General features: G+C 45.0%; 12 protein-coding genes. 8 read left to right on the top strand and 4 right to left on the bottom strand.

Annotation, left to right across the window (positions count from 1 at the left end; genetic code table 11):
* Nucleotides 1–19 precede the first annotated feature (19 nt).
* The 5 genes from CEQ32_RS14595 (at nucleotide 20) to CEQ32_RS14575 (ending at nucleotide 9,435) form a co-directional block, all read left to right on the top strand.
* Entirely contained in the window at nucleotides 20–1,606 is a 1,587-nt protein-coding gene (locus CEQ32_RS14595) for an N-6 DNA methylase (protein WP_088586278.1), read from the top strand.
* The gene (locus CEQ32_RS14590) at nucleotides 1,603–2,916 is read left to right on the top strand and encodes a restriction endonuclease subunit S (RefSeq protein ID WP_226871829.1); all 1,314 of its coding nucleotides are present in this window, start codon (nucleotides 1,603–1,605) and stop codon (nucleotides 2,914–2,916) included. Before CEQ32_RS14595 ends, CEQ32_RS14590 begins: the two co-directional genes overlap by 4 nt.
* 38 nt (nucleotides 2,917–2,954) lie before the next feature.
* Nucleotides 2,955–6,629 carry a reverse transcriptase domain-containing protein gene (locus CEQ32_RS14585; protein WP_088586277.1) on the top strand — a complete coding sequence of 1,225 codons (3,675 nt, stop codon included), beginning with the start codon at nucleotides 2,955–2,957 and terminating at the stop codon, nucleotides 6,627–6,629.
* Between the two features lie 76 nt (nucleotides 6,630–6,705).
* Complete coding sequence (locus CEQ32_RS14580) at nucleotides 6,706–8,421, top strand: hypothetical protein (RefSeq protein ID WP_088586276.1); 1,716 nt, start codon at nucleotides 6,706–6,708, stop codon at nucleotides 8,419–8,421.
* Nucleotides 8,422–8,565: 144 nt separating this feature from the next.
* The gene (locus CEQ32_RS14575; RefSeq protein WP_088586275.1) at nucleotides 8,566–9,435 is read left to right on the top strand and encodes a hypothetical protein; all 870 of its coding nucleotides are present in this window, start codon (nucleotides 8,566–8,568) and stop codon (nucleotides 9,433–9,435) included.
* Nucleotides 9,436–9,546: 111 nt separating this feature from the next.
* Here CEQ32_RS14575 and CEQ32_RS14570 read toward each other — a convergent pair whose 3' ends face one another.
* Nucleotides 9,547–9,756: a helix-turn-helix domain-containing protein gene (locus CEQ32_RS14570; RefSeq protein WP_014611845.1), complete on the bottom strand. Its 210-nt coding sequence runs from the start codon at nucleotides 9,754–9,756 to the stop codon at nucleotides 9,547–9,549.
* A 127-nt stretch (nucleotides 9,757–9,883) separates the two neighbouring features.
* On the opposite strand from CEQ32_RS14570, the gene CEQ32_RS14565 reads away from it, so the two are divergent.
* From CEQ32_RS14565 to CEQ32_RS14555, 3 genes are read left to right on the top strand one after another with little or no spacing between them, the layout of a single operon-like run.
* Complete coding sequence (locus CEQ32_RS14565) at nucleotides 9,884–10,099, top strand: hypothetical protein (RefSeq protein ID WP_014611844.1); 216 nt, start codon at nucleotides 9,884–9,886, stop codon at nucleotides 10,097–10,099.
* A 9-nt stretch (nucleotides 10,100–10,108) separates the two neighbouring features.
* The gene (locus CEQ32_RS14560; RefSeq protein WP_088586274.1) at nucleotides 10,109–11,287 is read left to right on the top strand and encodes an Arm DNA-binding domain-containing protein; all 1,179 of its coding nucleotides are present in this window, start codon (nucleotides 10,109–10,111) and stop codon (nucleotides 11,285–11,287) included.
* On the top strand, nucleotides 11,284–12,159 hold the full coding sequence (locus tag CEQ32_RS14555) for an HD domain-containing protein (protein WP_088586273.1): 876 nt from the start codon (nucleotides 11,284–11,286) through the stop codon (nucleotides 12,157–12,159). Before CEQ32_RS14560 ends, CEQ32_RS14555 begins: the two co-directional genes overlap by 4 nt.
* A gap of 12 nt (nucleotides 12,160–12,171) precedes the next feature.
* On the opposite strand, the gene CEQ32_RS14550 is transcribed toward CEQ32_RS14555, so the two are convergent.
* The 3 genes from CEQ32_RS14550 to CEQ32_RS14540 are packed head-to-tail and all read right to left on the bottom strand — an operon-like array spanning nucleotide 12,172 to nucleotide 18,118.
* Nucleotides 12,172–15,246: a site-specific integrase gene (locus CEQ32_RS14550; protein WP_088586272.1), complete on the bottom strand. Its 3,075-nt coding sequence runs from the start codon at nucleotides 15,244–15,246 to the stop codon at nucleotides 12,172–12,174.
* A complete protein-coding gene (locus tag CEQ32_RS14545) occupies nucleotides 15,231–17,504 on the bottom strand; it encodes a hypothetical protein (protein WP_088586271.1) in 2,274 nt (757 codons plus the stop codon). The genes CEQ32_RS14550 and CEQ32_RS14545 overlap by 16 nt, the downstream gene beginning before the upstream one ends.
* On the bottom strand, nucleotides 17,504–18,118 hold the full coding sequence (locus CEQ32_RS14540; RefSeq protein WP_088586270.1) for a hypothetical protein: 615 nt from the start codon (nucleotides 18,116–18,118) through the stop codon (nucleotides 17,504–17,506). The genes CEQ32_RS14545 and CEQ32_RS14540 overlap by 1 nt, the downstream gene beginning before the upstream one ends.
* Nucleotides 18,119–18,764 lie beyond the last annotated feature (646 nt).

Here is an 18,764-nt window from a genome sequence, read left to right as displayed (position 1 = left end):
CCGAGCTTGAGAACAATTCATGACCAATAACGATATCGTCCAGAAACTCTGGAACCTCTGCGATGTGCTGCGCGATGACGGCATCAACTATTCCGATTACGTCACCGAGTTGGTGCTCTTGCTGTTTATCAAAATGGTGCATGAGAACGAAGAGGCCGGTTCCCTTGCCGCCCACACCCTGCCGGAGCATTGCCGCTGGCCGCAGCTTTCTAAACTCTCTGGCCTGAACCTGTTGAACCACTACCGCCAGATGCTGCTGGACTTGGCCAAAGATGAAGATCCGCTCATCGCCGCCATCTATGCCGATGCTCAAACCCGTCTGCGTGAGCCGCGCCACCTCGAGCAGCTTATCCGCTCGCTGGATCAAATCGACTGGTTCAGCGCCAGCAAAGATGGACTTGGCGATCTCTACGAAGGCCTTTTGGAGAAAAACGCCGGTGAAACCAAGTCCGGTGCCGGGCAGTACTTTACCCCAAGGGCGCTGATTAACAGCATGGTGCGCTGCATTCGCCCTCAGGCGGGTGAGCTTATTCAGGATCCCGCCGCCGGTACCGCCGGCTTTTTGATTGCCGCCGATCAGTACATCAAGGCCCACACCGACGAGCTGTTCGATTTAACCGCCGACGAGCAGCGCTTTCAGCGCCAAAAAGCCTTTGTCGGCATCGAGCTGGTGCCCAACACCCGCCGCCTGGCGCTGATGAACTGCCTCCTGCACGGCATGGAAGGCGACGATGAAGGCGTGGTGCATCTCGGCAACGCCCTCGGCGATGCCGGTAAAAGCCTTAAAGCTGCCGATATCATCCTCGCCAACCCGCCCTTTGGTACCAGCAAGGGCGGTGAGGCCAGTTTCACCCGTGATGACCTTACCTTCGATACCAGCAACAAGCAGCTGGCGTTTTTACAGCACATCTACCGCAACTTAAAGCCCGGTGGCCGCGCCGCCGTGGTGCTGCCCGACAACGTCTTGTTTGAAGCGGGTAAGGGCACCGACATTCGTCGCGATTTAATGGATAAGTGCAACCTGCACACCATCCTGCGTCTGCCCACCGGCATCTTTTACGCCCAGGGCGTAAAAACCAACGTGCTGTTTTTCACCAAGGGCAGCGCGACTGACAAATATCAGCAGGAAAACTGCACCCAAAACGTCTGGGTCTATGATCTTCGCACCAATATGCCAAGCTTTGGCAAGCGCACCCCCTTTGGTAACGCGGCTCTGGGTTTTGTGGATTCCGATGGCGCAGACAGCCACGGCAGCGATCCGCACCTCGGCCCCTTCGAGCGCGTCTATGGCGCCAACGCCGATGGTACCGGCCCGAGGGAAGAGGGCGAATACAGTTTTGGCGCCGAACAGGTGGAAATCGCTGACGCGGATGAAAATAAGGGCGCTGACTCCCGTCTCATGCATTCCCGTTGGCGTTGTTTCAGCCGTGACTGGATCCGTGACCACAAGGGTGACTCGCTCGATATCAGCTGGCTGAAAGACAAAGACAGCGTCGATGCCGCCAGCCTGCCCGAGCCTGATGTGCTGGCGCGGGAAGCCAAGCAGGAGCTAAGCGCTGTGCTGAAAGAGCTGGATGCGTTATTGAAAGCCTTGGGGGCGGAATGATGAGTCTGGGTTATATTGGTGAAAATATACCTGCTGAATGGGAAAAACCATTACTGACAGAACTAGTGAGTCCAAAACAATGGAAGACAATATCAACTAAAGATCTGCTTGAAGAAGGTTTTGTTGTCTACGGTGCGAATGGAAAAATTGGCTTCTATAACGAGTTTACGCACGAAAATCCAACATTAATGATTACCTGTCGTGGTGCAACTTGTGGAAATCTGCACATATCAGAGCCATTTTCCTACATTAATGGGAATGCTATGGCACTAGATGAACAACCAGTGGATCTTATAGGTGTTAGTTTTTTACGGCATGTATTAGAAGCGCGCGGCCTTGAAGATACTATCTCAGGATCGGCACAACCTCAAATAACCAGACAGGGGCTAAGCGATGTCCGTATTCCACTCCCCCCCCTAGCCGAACAGAAAGTCATCGCCGACAAGCTGGATACCCTGCTGGCGCAGGTGGAAACCACCAAAGCCCGACTCGATCGCATCCCCGAAATCCTCAAGCGCTTCCGCCAATCCGTTCTCTCCGCGGCAGTTAGTGGCAAGCTAATATCGGTAGCTAATCCTTTAATGGTTAAGATTGGAGATGTGGTTTCGGATATACGATATGGCACATCTAAAAAGTGCGACTACAACGGGGGAAAAACCCCTGTTATAAGAATCCCAAACATAGGCGATAGAAAATTAGACATATCTGATCTTAAGTCTGCGGATTTTACTGAAAAGGAACTGAAAGCACTGGCTCTAAAACCTGGCGATATACTGGTTATCAGATCTAACGGAAGTTTGGATTTAGTAGCAAAACCCGCGCTAGTGGAATCCAAGTATGAAGGATTTCTATATGCCGGTTATCTAATTCGAATCAGGTGTAATGAAGGAAAAGTTTTACCCAGTTTTCTTTTAAATGTTCTTAGTTCGAGAGTTGTTAGGGATGTGGTTGAGATAGGAGCTAGATCGACCAGTGGTGTAAATAACATCAACTCTAAGGAACTAGCCTCCTTGGTATTTGTGTTGCCCTCAATTGATGAACAAGCGGAGATCTGCCATCGTGTAGAAGAACTCTTCTCGTTTGCCGATAGCATTGAGCAAAAAGCCACTGCGGCGCTGGCACGGGTGAATAACCTTACCCTGTCGATTCTGGCCAAAGCCTTCAGAGGTGAACTCACCGCCGAATGGCGCGCCGCCAACCCCGAGCTTATCGGTGGCGACAACAGCGCCGCGGCCTTGCTTGAAAGAATCAAAGCAGAGCGTGCAGTTTTAGCTCCCTCAAAGAAAAGTCGCGCCAGTAAAAAAGTTTGATGTTTGTATCTCAATAGCGGTGTTAACAAGGAGGTTATGTGAAGCTTATCAATGACAAATATCGCGCAATTTTACCGACGCAGGAGTATTTGACAGACGAAGTCGTGATGGCTCAGGCATGGAAAAAGACCCATGCCTATGTGCGCTCCTTTAATTGGTATGCCGATACCCTGGCACTTGATATTTCCGCATTAACGATAGAAGAGAATGCCAAAAAGTGGGCCCAGGCAATTGACGATGGCGAGGCGCTCTACGAGCTTGAGTTAGTGCCTGCGGCAAAAAGCGAGCCTTGGCTGCTCGATGAAAAGAAAGGCTGGAGCCCTAAGCATAGGGATAGTAAAAAGCCGCCACTTAGGCCGCTTGCACACATATCCATTCGCGATCAAACCTGGGCAACTGCTGCCATGATGTGTTTGGCCGACGCTGTTGAAAGTCAGCAGGGTCGATGTGATTTGAGCTTTGCCGAAGCGCGCAGCCAAAAAGTTTACAGCTATGGCAATCGCTTGCTTTGTGACTGGAACGGCGAGCGCGAAGCTTGGTTTCGCTGGGGAAACAGTGAAACTTACCGCAAATTCTTCACCGACTACCAAAGCTTTTTAAGACGGCCTTTGGAGCTGGGAAGGGAAGTCGCTGTCACGAAAGGTGTCAGTGAAGATGTGTATGTGGTTAATCTTGATATTACCCAGTTTTTCAATTCGATTGATAATGAGCTGCTGATTGAGCGGTTGCAGAAAATTGTTAAGAAGCAGAATAAACCTGATGATGAAGCTTTTTGGGACAGATTCCGATCGCTTAGTGATTGGCGTTGGTCTGCTGACAGCCAACAATTGGCGAAAGATGCTGGATTATCTAACCGGGCGCTCAAATTGGGGTTACCACAGGGACTGGTAGCCTCTGGTTTTTTTGCCAATGCCTATTTGTGTAATTTTGATGAAGCCTTGGGCCGTGACATTTTTACAGAGATAGGGGGCAATAAAGGCGTTGTATTGCAGGACTATTGCCGTTATGTCGATGACTTAAGACTGGTGATCTCAGCTGAGAATGTAGAGCTAGAAGACCTGAAAAAGCTTGTCAGTGACTACATAAATAGAAAACTGAAAGTATTTGCAGGCGCAGCTTTGCAAGTAAATCCGACAAAGACAAAAGTAACGCTGCTGCAGGATTTGGATAACGAAGGCAGTATGTCCAATCGCATTAAGGCCATCCAATCAGAATTAAGTGGTCCAGGTGACAGAGACTCAATTGAATCAGTAACAGCAATCCTTGAAAATTTACTTGTTACCGAGGAAGCTGACATCCCTTCAAATTCCGCAAATTTCCCCGATATTGGGCTTTTGCAAATTGTTAACTTTGACCATGACGTACGACCCGATACCTTAAAACGCTTTGCTGCAAATCGACTCGAATCCATCGCCAGAAGTAAACGTAAAATGTCGGCGTTCGAGGGCATTGAATTTTTACGAGAAGAAGCTGAAAACGAGTTGTTGGCGAAGAAACTGATTTTTGCTTGGATGAAGGACCCTTCGCTTGGCTTGGTGCTGCGAAAGGCGATGGAAGTCTATCCTGATTCAGATCTGTTCGAGCCTATTCTTAATACGGTGTTCAATCGCAGCAGTTTTGCGGCCACCCCCAAAAGAGATAAGATCTCAAAAGCAATCATGGACTACTTACTGGCTGATATTTTTAGATCGGCCAGTGACTTTAATGGTTATTTTCAACGGGTAGATTACCCCGAGTCTCTGAAGCCTGAACGACTGATAGAGCTGATTTCCCGCTTTGCGCAAAAGGCATTGGCAGCAGATAAAAATAAGGTCTTTGTTACCCGACAAGCTCTGATGCTGTTGGCTGTGGTTAATAAACCGACACCACATCATAGTGCTGTGCCATTGCTGCAAATGCATCTTACCTTGCACAGGATCCTTGTTAACGATTTACCACGCTATCAGCGACAGCAAAGTGCATTGTTTGAAGTGGCGAGCCAAATTACTGGTAACTTTGACTCTTATGCATCACTTTATTTGGATTTTATAAGGCAACGCCGAATTGCAGTAGGTGTGGGCTTGGCCTTGTATGCCAAACGTGGCGGCCCATTTTGGTTGGCGCTGTGGAAACAGCTGAAAAAGCAGCAAGAAAAGCAATTACTGCAGAAGTTTAAATGGGCTGAACCAAGCACTCCTGCAGTTTTGAAATCTTCTAGCCAACAGTTGTCACGGGTACTTTCATCGTCAGCAAATAGCTTTAATCTCGAGCATGGATTATTGAAGCTGGCGCTAAAGCTGATAGAACTTGTGGACAGTAAGAACGAGGTGGTCGGCCAACCTCCGGCAGCTATCACCGCCAAACTGGACAAAGGCAGCACTTGGGAAGAACTGTGGAAGGGAGCTATTGAGAGTTGTTCATTTGGCCGGAATAAAGCTGTAGACGACCCCCGGTTTGCGTTACCCGCGTGGATAGTAGACGACCATGATCATCAAGCGATTTACTGGATTGGCTGTATCCTGCGTGCAGCTGTATTGGGCGGTGCCGATTATACCGGCACAAGATGGCGTGAATCAGCGACAGTGACTTATTCTGGTCTGAAAAGCAGTTGGTACAAACGCCGGATGGGGATGTTACACGCCCCAGAAGCGCTGGTTGGGGAATATGCCACTGTAAGCCAATGGACGAGCGAGCTTTTGATGCATTGTCTTCAGTGGCCGGGTTTTGAGTCAACGTACGTTAAAAACGAAGCCATCGCTGCTATAGCCAGTACCGCGGATTTGAAAAAATGCATCGAAAGCAGATTGGAGACGTTGAATCAACTCACTTGCACTATGTCTGATCTTCCAGCAATACCAACCGAGATTTACCGCCCGAAAAAGCAGCGGGAGACATTCAGAATTGTGACCGTTCAGCAGCTTCATCCATCCGTAAGCATGTTCAGCCGCCATGGCCCAACTCTCAATGACAGGGCTGCCAGAGTCGTCCATCGAGAGCATCTTGCGGCAATTTGTAAGCTGACACTGCGAACTTTGGAAACGAAAGTGAAAGCCGATGGAAGCCATGAAAAACCCTACTGCGATCTGATAGTTTTTCCAGAAGTGGCCGTACATCCCGATGATGAAGACTTACTGAAAAGGTTGGCGGATAAGACAAACTCAATCATTTTTGCTGGCTTTGTTTTCACGGAAAAAGACGGGAAGTTGGTTAATTTTGCGCGCTGGTTGATTCCCAGTTATCAGGACGGCAAACGGCATTGGATTATCCGAGATCAGGGCAAGGAGCATATGACCAAGCCCGAAGAGAAAATGGGTATTTCACCTCATAGACCCTGCCAGCATATTTTGGAGGTTCACGGCTACGGTGAGGCACCTTTTAAGATGACTGGGGCTATTTGCTATGATGCCTCAGACATCAAATTAGCCGCAGACTTGAGGGATAAAACCGATTTGTTTGTAGTTGCAGCATACAACACCGATGTGAAAACCTTCGACAATATGGCGGCTGCATTGCAATGGCACATGTATCAGCATGTGGTGATTTGCAACATCGGTGAATATGGCGGTTCAACGATACAGGCGCCTTATAAACAGCACCATGAGAAAGTGATTTCTCATGTGCATGGTTCGGGACAAATATCTATCAATATGGCTGACATCGACCCTCTTGCATTCACCCGAGTCACGAAGACTTATAAAGAGGTAAAAACTCCGCCGGCTGGATTCCGCAGGTGAGCTTAGATACTTCATTAATTGGTACAAATTACGATATAACCTGCAATGCAGGGTAATAGAGAACATGGGAAGTATAATGACTCTGAAGAAAAATCTGCTGGATATCGAATGGCTACTAGCGGCCAAAATGGATGGCTGGTTACAAACCAAAATGCAGGATGTGATTGTTAGCGCTGATCTAGCAAGCGTTGCAGACGCTACAACGGTGGCTGTATGCGACACTGTATCTGCTGCTCATGCACTGATTGATGACAGTGATCAAGCGCAGGATGCGTTTGAGACTGCCATTAAAAACGACAATATTGAACTGACAATTGTGTTATTGGCACTGACGGAGCTCACCGCGTATCACTTTGAAAATAACATCTTCGCAATGGCGGTTGCTTATCAACGCAAGGCAATATTCAACTTATTACTGCTGCATCCCGATATTGAAGTGAATTGTGATTTTATGCTGGATAACGAGCATGCTGAAATAGCTGCATCTGTAGGGCATTATGATTCGAATCATTATTTTTCACCCCATATGTGGTTGTTAGATCCACTGTATGAGCGTTTTTACCCATTATTGAATATCGATTGGCAATTCCGTTTTGGTTATAACGCAATGCCGATTCTGGCACATTGCTACCAAAAGCGGGACTTTGCCAGTATGGACCGTTTGGTAGGATTGGGGGCGGAGATAAATCCGGCACTTGATGAATGGGATGACCGCGAACGGTTGTTCCACCTCGCACTTCGAGATTGGCGTGACGATGACCCTGAAACTCAGCTTGGATTGCGCTGGTTTGCCCGTTATATCAGTTTCTTGAATGATCCCAGTTTTGATTGTGATGTGCTGACTGATGTACTTCAGACTGATATGCCTGCAGTTCATGCTTTATTTGAAATACAAGCTATATCTTATTTAAAGCAAGCTATCGAAGAAAAGGATGAAAAAATTGCGGAACTTGAACGTATTCAAGTAAGCCGAGAGGAGGTAATTCAGTCATATGATGCTTATTTCCCAAGAAACACTCGACAGCCTAGCTCATTGACGGATGACTTGCTGAGGCTAAAGTTAGTTGAGTTAACGGATGATATTGAAGATATACAGTTCTGCGTGACTGATGAGGGAATTGAATTTGGGATCCGCTATTTAAATCGCTCCTTTGGTCGCTCAATATTTTTGCCTGCATCCATCATCGAAAAAATGCCCTTTGCGCCGCAATGTTCTATTCAGAGCATGACTCAGTTTCAATGCCAAGCTTGGCTGCTTATGAGCCCACCGGAATTATATTTATGGCTAAATATGTTAGCGCAAGATAACGGTGCAGCGATTTTTAAGGCTGTTAAAGACCACCCTATTTGTAATAGAGAGCGTCAGGTCAGAATGAGTGCAATTTTGGCTGCGGGTGGGATTGACGGTGAGTTTTTGTTAGTTGATAAGCTTCAACGTGAGCTTGAACGATATGAAGACTTACTCAGTATGTTAAACGACATGGGATTATTAGTCGCGCCATTTACGGCTGAAGAGCGAAATGAGTTACAAGAGTGGCGTTTTGACGGTAGACGCAAGGCACCTAAACTCGCTGTTGAAATGTTAATTGCTGAGGAAACATCGCCCCGAGTCTCCGTTTGTGCTGAGCTCGAAGGTCAATGGCACAATATTGGCTCTAGGTTTTTTGATGAGGATTGGGCACAGATATTATTTGATACACCTAATTTTATTCCTTGTGAGAGTTGTGGTGAAACGTTCTACCGGCATCTACTTGCTTATGAACAAGAATGCATGGAGTGCATTAACCGTTAGATATATTTACTTTTGATACGATGGAATACGTGAAAAAGGTCTGTCGCTGATACTCTGTGGGATTTTATCTGTCATATATGAAAGCACGGGTTGAGATGGAAATGGCGTTATTGGACAGACCTGATTTAAACAAGGATGGCAAATATGAAATTAGGTGTACCTTTCGGGCAGGATAAAACCACTGGCGAGTGGAAAGATGTTGCAGAGGTCGAGCGGGGGCTTGCCTGTGGTTGTATTTGCCCTTCTTGTCATTTGCCTTTGTCCGCCCATCAGGGAGATGAGCGAGAATGGCACTTTACTCACCACACCAGAAATACACCTAAAGCAGAAATAGTTGATTGCGAGTTTTCTTTTGAAGTTTCCGTGAGGATGATGATCCATCAATTGCTGCGGGAAGGCGCATCACTCAAGTTACCTGCATATTTTAAGCCTGTTAGTGTACCAAAGGTTTTACGAGAACAATTTCCTCCCGAAGTGATGGTATTTAAAGAGCTGGAGTTAAAGAGCTCTGCGGGTGTAAAGCTCACGGTAGACGCTGATTTTTGTGGGCATAAAGTTGATGCTTTATATGAATTCAATAAAGCCTCTTTAGTGATCTATTTGGAATACCGAGGGCGTAAATGCCAACTCGAAAGACGATTATTACATGAGTTGAATACTGGTGTAGCAACACTCAATATCGATGCTTTATCAACGTTTTTTTATCATCAGCCGATGGTCGAAGCAGGGAAACTTGGAACCGCCAGAGCCCAGTTATTAGGCTGGCTTCAAACAAGTATCAAGGCTAAAGATTGGTATTATCATCCCCGAGAGAAGGCGTGTATTGCTAAGAGAGATGAAGATATCAATAAGGCACTGAAAGAATTAACTACGGGGAGCCATGTTTTACCTATCCCTGCACATCAACAGCTCAAATGTCAGTGCCTTGGTTGCGGCAAAATGTTTATGGGTATTCGTAATAAGGTTAACCCCTGTCCAGACTGCCAGACACATCTTTATGTTACAGAGAGATAAGAAGCTGCTAATAAAATATAAAGCGCATTTTGCTATCCGCAGTGAGACTGTGGATAGCTGAGTATGCTAGAAAATATGCTTTACATTCATTGCGTAACACACATTTCAATATTAATTATTGGACTTATCGAGCTCAAACAGATCACCCACCTGTATATCTAAATACTTACAAAGTACCTCAATTACATCAAGTTCCACTCTTGTCGCCGTTTCATTGTAGAGACGGTGGAGGGTATTTCTGTTTATACCTGTATCTCGTGATACTTCAGCTATTTTTTGTTTTCTCTCGCCCAAGATCCGAGACAAGTGACACTTTACCATAAAATCCTCCTTGAGAAGAAAAAATACCTGCAAAAGAGAAAAATGACTTGCAATGATTGGTTTTAGTGCTAAATTCTCTTCTGTGGGTCAATTTTGTTTTTAGAAGAGAAAAAAGCGAGGTTTGATTATGCCATATACCTATCTTACAACTGAAGAACTATCTGCGCGTATCCGCTATGACGTTCGTACTATTCGCCAATGTTTAAAGGATGCGGTGCTCTTTGAAGGTGTGCATTACATCCGGCCCTTTGGCGGAAGAAAAATTCTCTACATATGGGAACGAGTTGAGGAGTCTATGTTGCTTGGAGCCTCTGCCCATGATCTGATAAATCAGCTGAACTAGGGGGTTGCCATGGGAACTGTAAATAGCCGAGATGGCAAACTTTATCTAGATTTTCGCTATAAGGGTGTACGTTGCCGAGAGCAGACCAGTCTTGCCGATACTCCGGCGAATCGACAAAAATTAAATAAACTGTTGTTAATGCTGGAACAGCAAATGAAAGCTGGTTCATTTGATTATCGGCATCATTTTCCAAATAGCCCTAAAGTCGAACACTTCACTCAGTTAGCTAAACTCAGTCAATTCCATGCTGCTGGTGGGCGCATGTTGTTTAGTGCCTTTGCTAATCTTTGGCTGGACGAGAAGCGGGTAGAATGGCGCGAGAGTCAAATTGAGACGGTAGAGGGGATCTTAAGGTGTCACCTCATACCCGCAATGGGGACTAAGATGATAGCCACTATCTGTAAGCAGGATATTCTGGGTTTGCGTCTAAGTCTTTGTGAGGTCGATGCACTCACAAATCGCTCGCTGTCAGCTTCAAGAATCAATCACATCATGACTTATTTACGATTAATCCTAAATGAGGCTGCTGAGCGCTTTGGTTTTCAGACCCCTTGGCGAAATATCAAAGCGTTACCTATGCCGCGAACGGATATTCAACCATTTTCGTTGGTAGAGGTATATCGGATTATCGAGGGTGTAAGAGATGATTTTCGCCCTTACTACACCGTTCGATTTTTTACAGGTATGCGCACAGGGGAAATCGATGGTCTGACGTGGGAAAATATTGATTTTACGAACAGATTGATCCACATCCGCCAGTCATTAGTTCGTGGCAGCCTTGGCCTAACTAAAACGTCAAGTTCAGACCGCGCGATTGCAATGAATCAGCCTGTATATGAAGCACTTCAGGCCCAAAGTAAGCTAACCAAAATTCGGAGCAAATTCGTTTTTTGTAACCGCCGTGGAGACGCACTGAGCCATCGGAATGTGACCAAGCGTGTTTGGTATCCACTGCTAGAAAGTTTGGCACTCGAAAAGCGAAATCCTTACCAGACCAGACACACTGCTGCAACCCTGTGGCTTGCAGCAGGAGAGAGCCCAGAATGGATTGCTCGGCAGTTAGGACATGCCAATACGGGGATGTTATTTAGAGTGTATTCTCGCTATGTACCTAATTTATTAGGGCAAGATGGCGCAGCGTTTGAACGGTTGATTGGTAATGGTCCAAAAGGGGAGTCGTCAAAATGAATATTAAATCCCGAACAAATAATGCTGATGACTTGGCCTGGGTACATCTGATAGAGCGGAGAAAACAGGTAGAGTTGTGGCAATTTAGCTGCTTAAGGCAGTCTTATTCACTAGAGCTATCCCCAAATATTATGGAAGGTATAAACCCTGAGGGGCAGCTAGTGATGGTTCAGTGGAGCCCTAGCAATGATTTGCAGCGGGTAAAAATAACCTTGAATATCCATGAGGTTACCGATAAAGCTGCTGTGCATCATCATTTTAAACTTGTCCCCGCAGGTTGTGAGTCAATCATTATCGATATTTGGGGGATTTTGGGACTTATCCATGATGAGGCATTAAGACGTTTTTACTTAGCGGTATTACTCAACAATGAGCTGATGGGGCAGTTTTTTAACGCTAGAGCGAGCCGAAGTCATCATCATAATCATGCTTGTGGATTACTGGAACATAGCCATGAGGTGGCTGTTACGGCGGCAATGCTGTGCTGGCGATACAATGTTGGGCCTTTAAGTGTATGCGTCGCTTTTATTGGAGGCCTTTTACATGATATAGGTAAAATTCACCTTTTTTATAATGCAGATAGTCGGGATGGCATTGCAGGTTCACACGAGTCATACAATTTTATGGTGTTGGCTGAGCCATTAGCGTTGTTGTATCGAAATTCCCCCAAGATTTTTGAGGCGTTGAGTAGTTGCTTGTCGGTCAAGATCGGGCGCCGCTCTGAGGCATATATTCCGGCCTCTATGGTGAGACTATGCGACAATCTCTCCATGGAAGTATGCCATTGGCGCACCGCTTTTGCAGATGTGCCTCCACATCATTGGTACGCTCATTCTGCTATGAACGATCAATGGTATAAGCGGCTCGGATGAAGCTTGGTGACATTAACTCTGTTCCCATTGCTTTATTTGCTCCGCTTTGAACAGGATAATCGCCAGCTGGTGGAATAAGGTTTTCAGTGCCGGGGAGGAATATTGGCTTATTGCTTCGTCGCCGCGTGTTTTTATGTGCCGTAAAAATAATGCTCCAGATCCTTCTGGATATTCATTTATTTTCTGTAACGTGTAGCAGGTTATCTGAAGGTTGCGGTGGCATTTCCACTGATTATAGGGTTTTCCATATTGATAATGCAGTCTAAGGTGCCAGCGCTTCCAAGTAAAAAGCTTGCTTACCACTGCCATAAATCGCTGAAACTCTGTTGTTTTGTTAAAGAAAATCGACGGGTTACTGCTGGTTGTATGCGTTAAGTAATACTGAATAGCCCATTGTAATTCGACGTTTCCTTTTTGACTCGACTTGAGTTCGCGACATACTTGTAGGGCTGAATAAATATCCTTTCGAACAGAAATATCAATGGGGTCTGCGGGTAGCAGCGCATTACAACGTCTGTTTGAAAATAATCGGCCAATACCTCGTGGTGTTTTTAACATCCGAAGTGCAGTTGCAGCATCTATCCAGCGTTTAACGCGTTCAGGAGTGAGGCGATACTGAAAGGCAACGTCTTGATAGTCATGACCTAGATCAATACTCCTGAGTACCGCCAAGGCCTGATTGTAGTGACTGCTTTTTACAACCTGATTTTTCTGGCGGATTGTACTTTGGCGAATGCCGCTCACCGGGCCCATAAAAGGGACTAGCCGCTTTCTAAAAAATGGCAGCAAACGCACAGGAGTGATGTTTCCTGATTTTTGCATCACTTTATAACGGTGTGGGCGTACTCCAAGTACAATATTTGCGGTGTCTTCAGGTATTTCTTGAGCGTTTATTGCCAAATGGCTGCCCAGCAGTAAATCGGTAAAATGTAGATAGTTTCTGAATGTGGTGTCTGGACTGCTATGGCCAGCAAACACTGCCAGCGCAGAATATCTGTCTCGTAACCGGTCTTCACCAAATATCAGTTTAGATATTATCCTTTTTTGTGACGGTGGGTATGGCAACATCGTCTTGATAACTTCAGGTAATGTGATTAAGTCATCATGGGCAAGGAGTTGAAGTCTGGACAATGCTGTATGGCGAAAATGATATAGACGATAATAAATTCCGCCGGTTAACTGAGACAATATCTCTTTCACCATCAAGGAGATTTGGCCAGTATTGACAACATGAAAGGGATTAGCCTCTTCGTGAAAGAGCAATTCGTTATAACGTTTATGGCAAGCCATAAGGCGATCCCTAAGATAGCTTTCCATTAAACTTTTTTCGTTGTCGGTCAACAAAGGAAATAAAGGCACTTTTCGAAGTGCAGAGTCGGTTTTGTTATGCCCGTGGCGGCTTTCACGAACAAATAGCCATCCGATAGAGGAAGGCTCAATGTCTTTTAGACGCAGTTTGGCGACTTCACCGGGTCTAAGACCTGTACGATAGGCAATGAGCAAATAGCATTTTAACATCCGTTGGGCTGCATGGTCTAAATCGTCTATGTAATCGATTTGGCGAAGCAGGGCTGAAAACAGTGGCTCATCAATAATGGCTGCACTTACATGGGGAGTAATATTGCTACCTTCGCTGAGTGGCTGATTAAGAGGAGGGAGATCAAATCTCTGTTGTGCGAATAAATGTAGGTTCTCAAACCGACGCGCTTTATAGTGCAGTTCATGTTGACTATCAGTACGATTCAAAATTTCTTGATAAAGTTCGATAAAGTCTTCACTGCTCAGGCTGTATAAGTCAATTTCTGCGGTCGCAGCCAACCAGTGGCCTCCAATTGCTCCAAAGTACCTATTCGCTGTTGATACTTCATTTTTCTCAGTAGTCAGGTGGTGAATTAGCCATTGAAGCAGGATCTCTTCGTTAGGGCAGAGGCTTGCTTGTGTTAGTTCTTGTAAATGAAGAACAACTTGGCGCTTTCCTTGGGGATTGGCGTTATTCTGCTTAAATATTTCTCTTATTTGGTTAAGCAGGTATCGGTTACCTAGCTTAAAACGGTGTGATGGCGATGTTACTGAAGAGTCTGCTTGTATTGAATTATACCATTTCTTGAATTGAGCAAAGCTTCTTACGTTGCAAGGTCCCGTTGCACCTTTAAATAATCTTAACCAGTAGGCATTGGGTAGGGATGCGCTTTTTTGACGTCCCAACGAATACTCTACCAACACTTGTGGTAACTCGACATTAGGCTGAGCCTCTGCAAAACAAATCCCACCTTGTTGAAACTGTTTTTTTGGAAGAATGAGTTTAAGTTCTGACTTAATTATCTCTAAACATTGTTTGACTGATTTTGGGGGGCGCCAACTTCTTGTTCGGCTGTTTAGAAATGGCTTTATTAGCCCGAGACTTATTGGATCGGGGAAAAAATGAACCTCGACCTGAGCTTTATTAGGTTCGAAATCGTCTTGAACGGTGTAAAGATTACTGGCAAAGCTCTGCCCTGGACTTGGTCTCAACGTTAGCCAGCAAAGGTCTTTATTGCCATTTAATGGTTTATCGCTATTTAATGCCTTCGCCAGCGCGGGCCATAGCCTAGGTCGATTCAGACCACCATAGCAAATGCAACTCATCAGCAATCTGGCAAAGCATTGTTGGGGATCGGATGTTTTATCAAACTTGTCTAGCAAACCGTCAATTTTTGATGCGAAAACAGAAGTATTGTGTTGCCAAGTCAAATTTCTAAGCGGTCGAACTCTACGAAGGGTGAGATAGTCTGAGGGAGGATTGATCTGCCAAAGTCCCTGTCGGTTACCCGTTTCTAGTTGTCTGCAGATAAAAGCATATCCTCGGCGGTAAGCTGTTTCCGATTTGAGGACCTTTCGCAGATCTGAGTCAACCTGTGGCCAAACAGCCGAAAATCGGTCGTATTTCGGTGGTGTTTCAAACAGTTCAGGTAGATGATGTTCAAGTACGGCCAGAGCTTGTTTTATTATCGTTATATGACTTTTTTGCCGAGCAGCAGTTCTGGACTGATGCCCCAATAACAGTACTAGGGATTTCTGTTCATGTGGAAGGATCAGTGGGTTTTCCATGCGTCAACCACCGTAATTTCATGTGTGTTCAGTAGCGTTTCGATATGCTGAGCAATACGGTTGAGGTATTGAGTTGATAGCATGCTATGACGACCCATTGATTCTTCTCCAATATCTTCGTGTCCCATCCAACCATCTATTTCTGCCGGAGCAACACCGAGACGCTTTAATTCGCTGCGCATGTGATGCCTCCCCCAGTTGCCAGGCCAGGGTAACTGGTCTCCAAGAAATGCTTTTACTCTGGCAGGCGTGAGTTCTTGCGTAATTTTGGGGATGTTGTCCTGTTCTTGATGTTTTATAAAAAATAGGAGATTTCCGCGGCCTGTCATTGCCTCGTCTGCACGTTTGAAAATATCTTTTGCGATGAGTTGACTGCGTTTTTTCAACTCTTGAAGATGTTGTAGATAATGTTCAAGTTGCTTTACTGCTGTCTGTGGAAGTATCAGCGTTCTAGCAGATATCCCATGTCGGTTTTCTTTATCGCTTATCCACCAGGTATTGTTATGGCTGTTGTAATCGGTACGCTGCCCCATTGGTGCATTAACATCGCGGTGACCGGTTGCAAACGTCAAAAGTGCCCATACGTAGCAGACATAGTGATTATGTAGTGTCGTGAGTTCTTCCAAAGATTGCTTTCGCGGGCGAGGAATTTGACTCCTCAAAACGCGAAAAAAATTGTGTAGAGTCCGTGGAGGGAGATGTAATGCACTTCCCAGTTGCTTTTTGATGGGCTTTACTTCGGGGAGTTGCGAAGCGATCTTAGCCATCTCGAAGATTGAACTCACGTATCTGTGGTGGTTTTCAATCAGTTTATCTGCATCGAAATTTGAATAGCTCAGTGCTGGCTGGTTTCGGGGGGCTCGCCCCTTTATGAGTCCAACTTCGGCACGATCTAGTCCATTATTGATATACCAGTGTTCAAGAAAACGGGTGATTCTTCCGAGACTTAAACGACATCGGTGTTGCTTGTTGATGTCATTAATGACGGACTTCAAGTCTGTCGTGCTCACGTTTTGAGTAAGCTTATCTTGTAAAAATTGAGGGAGCGGCAGCACCAAATGGTTTGTTATATTGTTCAAACATTTTTCAAGCCTTACATCTTGTTTGCTTGCTGGCACTGTGTGGGTTAGAGATATGCAAGGGTGTTTTTTGTAATGTGTGAGACAAAATGTATTTGAAGATTGTCCTAGGGAGATAGGATCTCGACCGCATAGCAGGCACAGCAGTAGGGTTGAGCAGCTATCTGGGTTTACTCCAGTGTTAATTCCATTGGTCGTAAAACGAATGAGATGACATATATCCCATTCGGTCAGTTGATTGTAACTACAATTTAAGGATAACTGCATAATGCCGAGTTTTTCGGTCAGACACTTATGCTGTATAGCCCGTACAGCTCTTGAGGATGGGGAAGGAGTTGTTTTTAGTTTATTCGTTAAGGGTTTATCTTCAATACGAAATGTTCGACCGGCTGTTACCGATATTGCCTCATCTCGTTCTTGAGCGGTCGTCGGTTTTGTGGATGCAACACATAGTTCTTTAACCTCAAGTCCTGCGTCTTCAAATGCATCAACGGGATTAAGTTCGATGAAGGTGTCAGGGTCTGAAATAGGAGGTATTCTAATTCTTCTTCGTCGTCTTTTGCTCCCTGATACTGCTTCTCTAAGCACTAACTCCAAGTAGCCAAGGCCGTATTCTTGCGGGGCAGGATATTTTTCCTTTCGTAGTTCTTTAAGTTTTGACACCAGTAGTTCAACTGATGATGCGTCATCCAATTCTGGCAGTATATCTAATAGTTTTCGATGCTTGGGGTCCATCGCTACCAGACGTAGCTCGCGTAATGCATTTTCATTTCCTGAGGTTGCGAGTTGCTGGTTATGGGTATAGCGGATGAAACAACAGATAAGAACAATCGATTGGTATGACGTGTATTTCGTTCTCCATTGTGGTGTGGCATTGGGGGGTAACACTGCACAAATGGTGGCAGCAAATGGGTATGATGTAAGATGCTTATTTTTCTTTAAAATTCCAAATATTTCAGTGTTACTGACGGAGCCTGAAGGCATTTTTGTTATCAGAATTTTTACTAGCCTATCTATTAGTTCGAATTGTTCCCAATAGCCTGCTGGAAATGCTTGAATACTATAGGCTAGTTGCATTAACAGCGTTTGCTTGAGCTCTGGATTTAAATGCTCTGGCGCAAAATATTTGCTTAAAAATTCCTTTAATTTTTTGCTGGTGTTGCGTGCAGGAGGAGTCATTATTTAGGCTCCCATGGCATTGCTAATTCGGCGAGAATATCGACAGAATCAGATATTGGGCATTTAGGAAACTGGCGCTGGCGCTGCTGAACCAGAGTGCCTCTCGAGATAGATAACAAATCACAAAATAGCTGGTCAGGTAGTGTATTCTTCCCAAAGAGTTCTCGTGAAAACTGCTCTGGTAGGCCTTGACGCCAGTCATCAATAAAGGCGGCAACATATTTAGAATTGATGGATAGACTTAGCAGTTGCAATAGTGATAACCATGCTTTTTTCTCGACGCTTTCAGGCGTCAATTGATCTTGAATCTTTGTTTCTAAAACCAGAAGAGTACCTTCTGGTGGGCGACCATTTTCCCAAAAAAGTGCTGCCCAGATAGGACTGTAAAACTGAAATGTTCTGGTATGGTGGTTTGCTTTATTGATGCTGGCTTTCGAATCTATGTACTCCAAACAATTTATTGTTTGGGAGGCAAATTCAGACCTGATAATTGCAGGTAAGGCATGTAGATTACATAACCCAGGTAATGATTGCATTACATCGAAAGCTTTTCTCGCTGCTGGATGTAAGTTCACCTGATACTTCTTTTGGAGCTTTAAAATTATTTGGGCCATCAGAATTCCATTTCCTGTGATTGCGTCCTTCCTTTAATATAGGGCTCACTTTTTCACCTCCCAAGTGTGCTCAAAAGTTGATCAGTAAAAAGATCGATTTATGTGATCGTGATCTGGTTTTTTCCATAATCGGATTTATGAACAAGCCCCTAAAGTTGTGAATTATTTAACTTTCCAATGGATCATTCCTAGTCCTGCAATGACAATTCACTAACTGGAAACACCTGTTGTTAGCACGGTTACTGGTGATATCGGGGGGCAACTAGTTCAATCAATTTTGGAGACAAGCTCAAGATTACACTCACTGAAAAACCATGCCTGTCTTACTATTTTAAAATCATTTTGGTTAACAGAATGTAGCTCTCTGTGACTGCATATTTGCTTTAAATATGAAGTTAACACTATTTTTAGTTATCAAAATCGATCAAATGTTGATCAGTGAAAAGACTGGTTTTCGTGACTGTGACCACCAAGTTGTTGTTAATAGTCGTTAATGTTTAGTCCGATTGTCATTCGAATATTGCTAATTAAATCAATTGACAACAATTTAGGCAAAATAGGTAACGCACTAAAAACCATATCTGCACGGCCTGTCACGCCGGGGGTCGCGGGTTCGAGTCCCGTCCGCTCCGCCAACATTTCGAAA

Source organism: Shewanella sp. FDAARGOS_354, assembly GCF_002209245.2.
Lineage (GTDB): Bacteria > Pseudomonadota > Gammaproteobacteria > Enterobacterales > Shewanellaceae > Shewanella > Shewanella xiamenensis.
This window is presented reverse-complemented; position numbering and strand designations above follow the sequence as displayed.

What these genes read in the sequence shown, in the direction of transcription:
- CEQ32_RS14595 (WP_088586278.1), top strand. Translation starts at nt 20, where the DNA reads ATGACCAATAACGATATCGTCCAGAAACTCTGGAACCTCTGCGATGTG.
- CEQ32_RS14590 (WP_226871829.1), top strand. Translation starts at nt 1,603, where the DNA reads ATGATGAGTCTGGGTTATATTGGTGAAAATATACCTGCTGAATGGGAA.
- CEQ32_RS14580 (WP_088586276.1), top strand. Translation starts at nt 6,706, where the DNA reads ATGACTCTGAAGAAAAATCTGCTGGATATCGAATGGCTACTAGCGGCC.
- CEQ32_RS14575 (WP_088586275.1), top strand. Translation starts at nt 8,566, where the DNA reads ATGAAATTAGGTGTACCTTTCGGGCAGGATAAAACCACTGGCGAGTGG.
- CEQ32_RS14570 (WP_014611845.1), bottom strand. Translation starts at nt 9,756, where the DNA reads ATGGTAAAGTGTCACTTGTCTCGGATCTTGGGCGAGAGAAAACAAAAA.
- CEQ32_RS14565 (WP_014611844.1), top strand. Translation starts at nt 9,884, where the DNA reads ATGCCATATACCTATCTTACAACTGAAGAACTATCTGCGCGTATCCGC.
- CEQ32_RS14560 (WP_088586274.1), top strand. Translation starts at nt 10,109, where the DNA reads ATGGGAACTGTAAATAGCCGAGATGGCAAACTTTATCTAGATTTTCGC.
- CEQ32_RS14555 (WP_088586273.1), top strand. Translation starts at nt 11,284, where the DNA reads ATGAATATTAAATCCCGAACAAATAATGCTGATGACTTGGCCTGGGTA.
- CEQ32_RS14550 (WP_088586272.1), bottom strand. Translation starts at nt 15,246, where the DNA reads ATGGAAAACCCACTGATCCTTCCACATGAACAGAAATCCCTAGTACTG.
- CEQ32_RS14545 (WP_088586271.1), bottom strand. Translation starts at nt 17,504, where the DNA reads ATGACTCCTCCTGCACGCAACACCAGCAAAAAATTAAAGGAATTTTTA.
- CEQ32_RS14540 (WP_088586270.1), bottom strand. Translation starts at nt 18,118, where the DNA reads ATGGCCCAAATAATTTTAAAGCTCCAAAAGAAGTATCAGGTGAACTTA.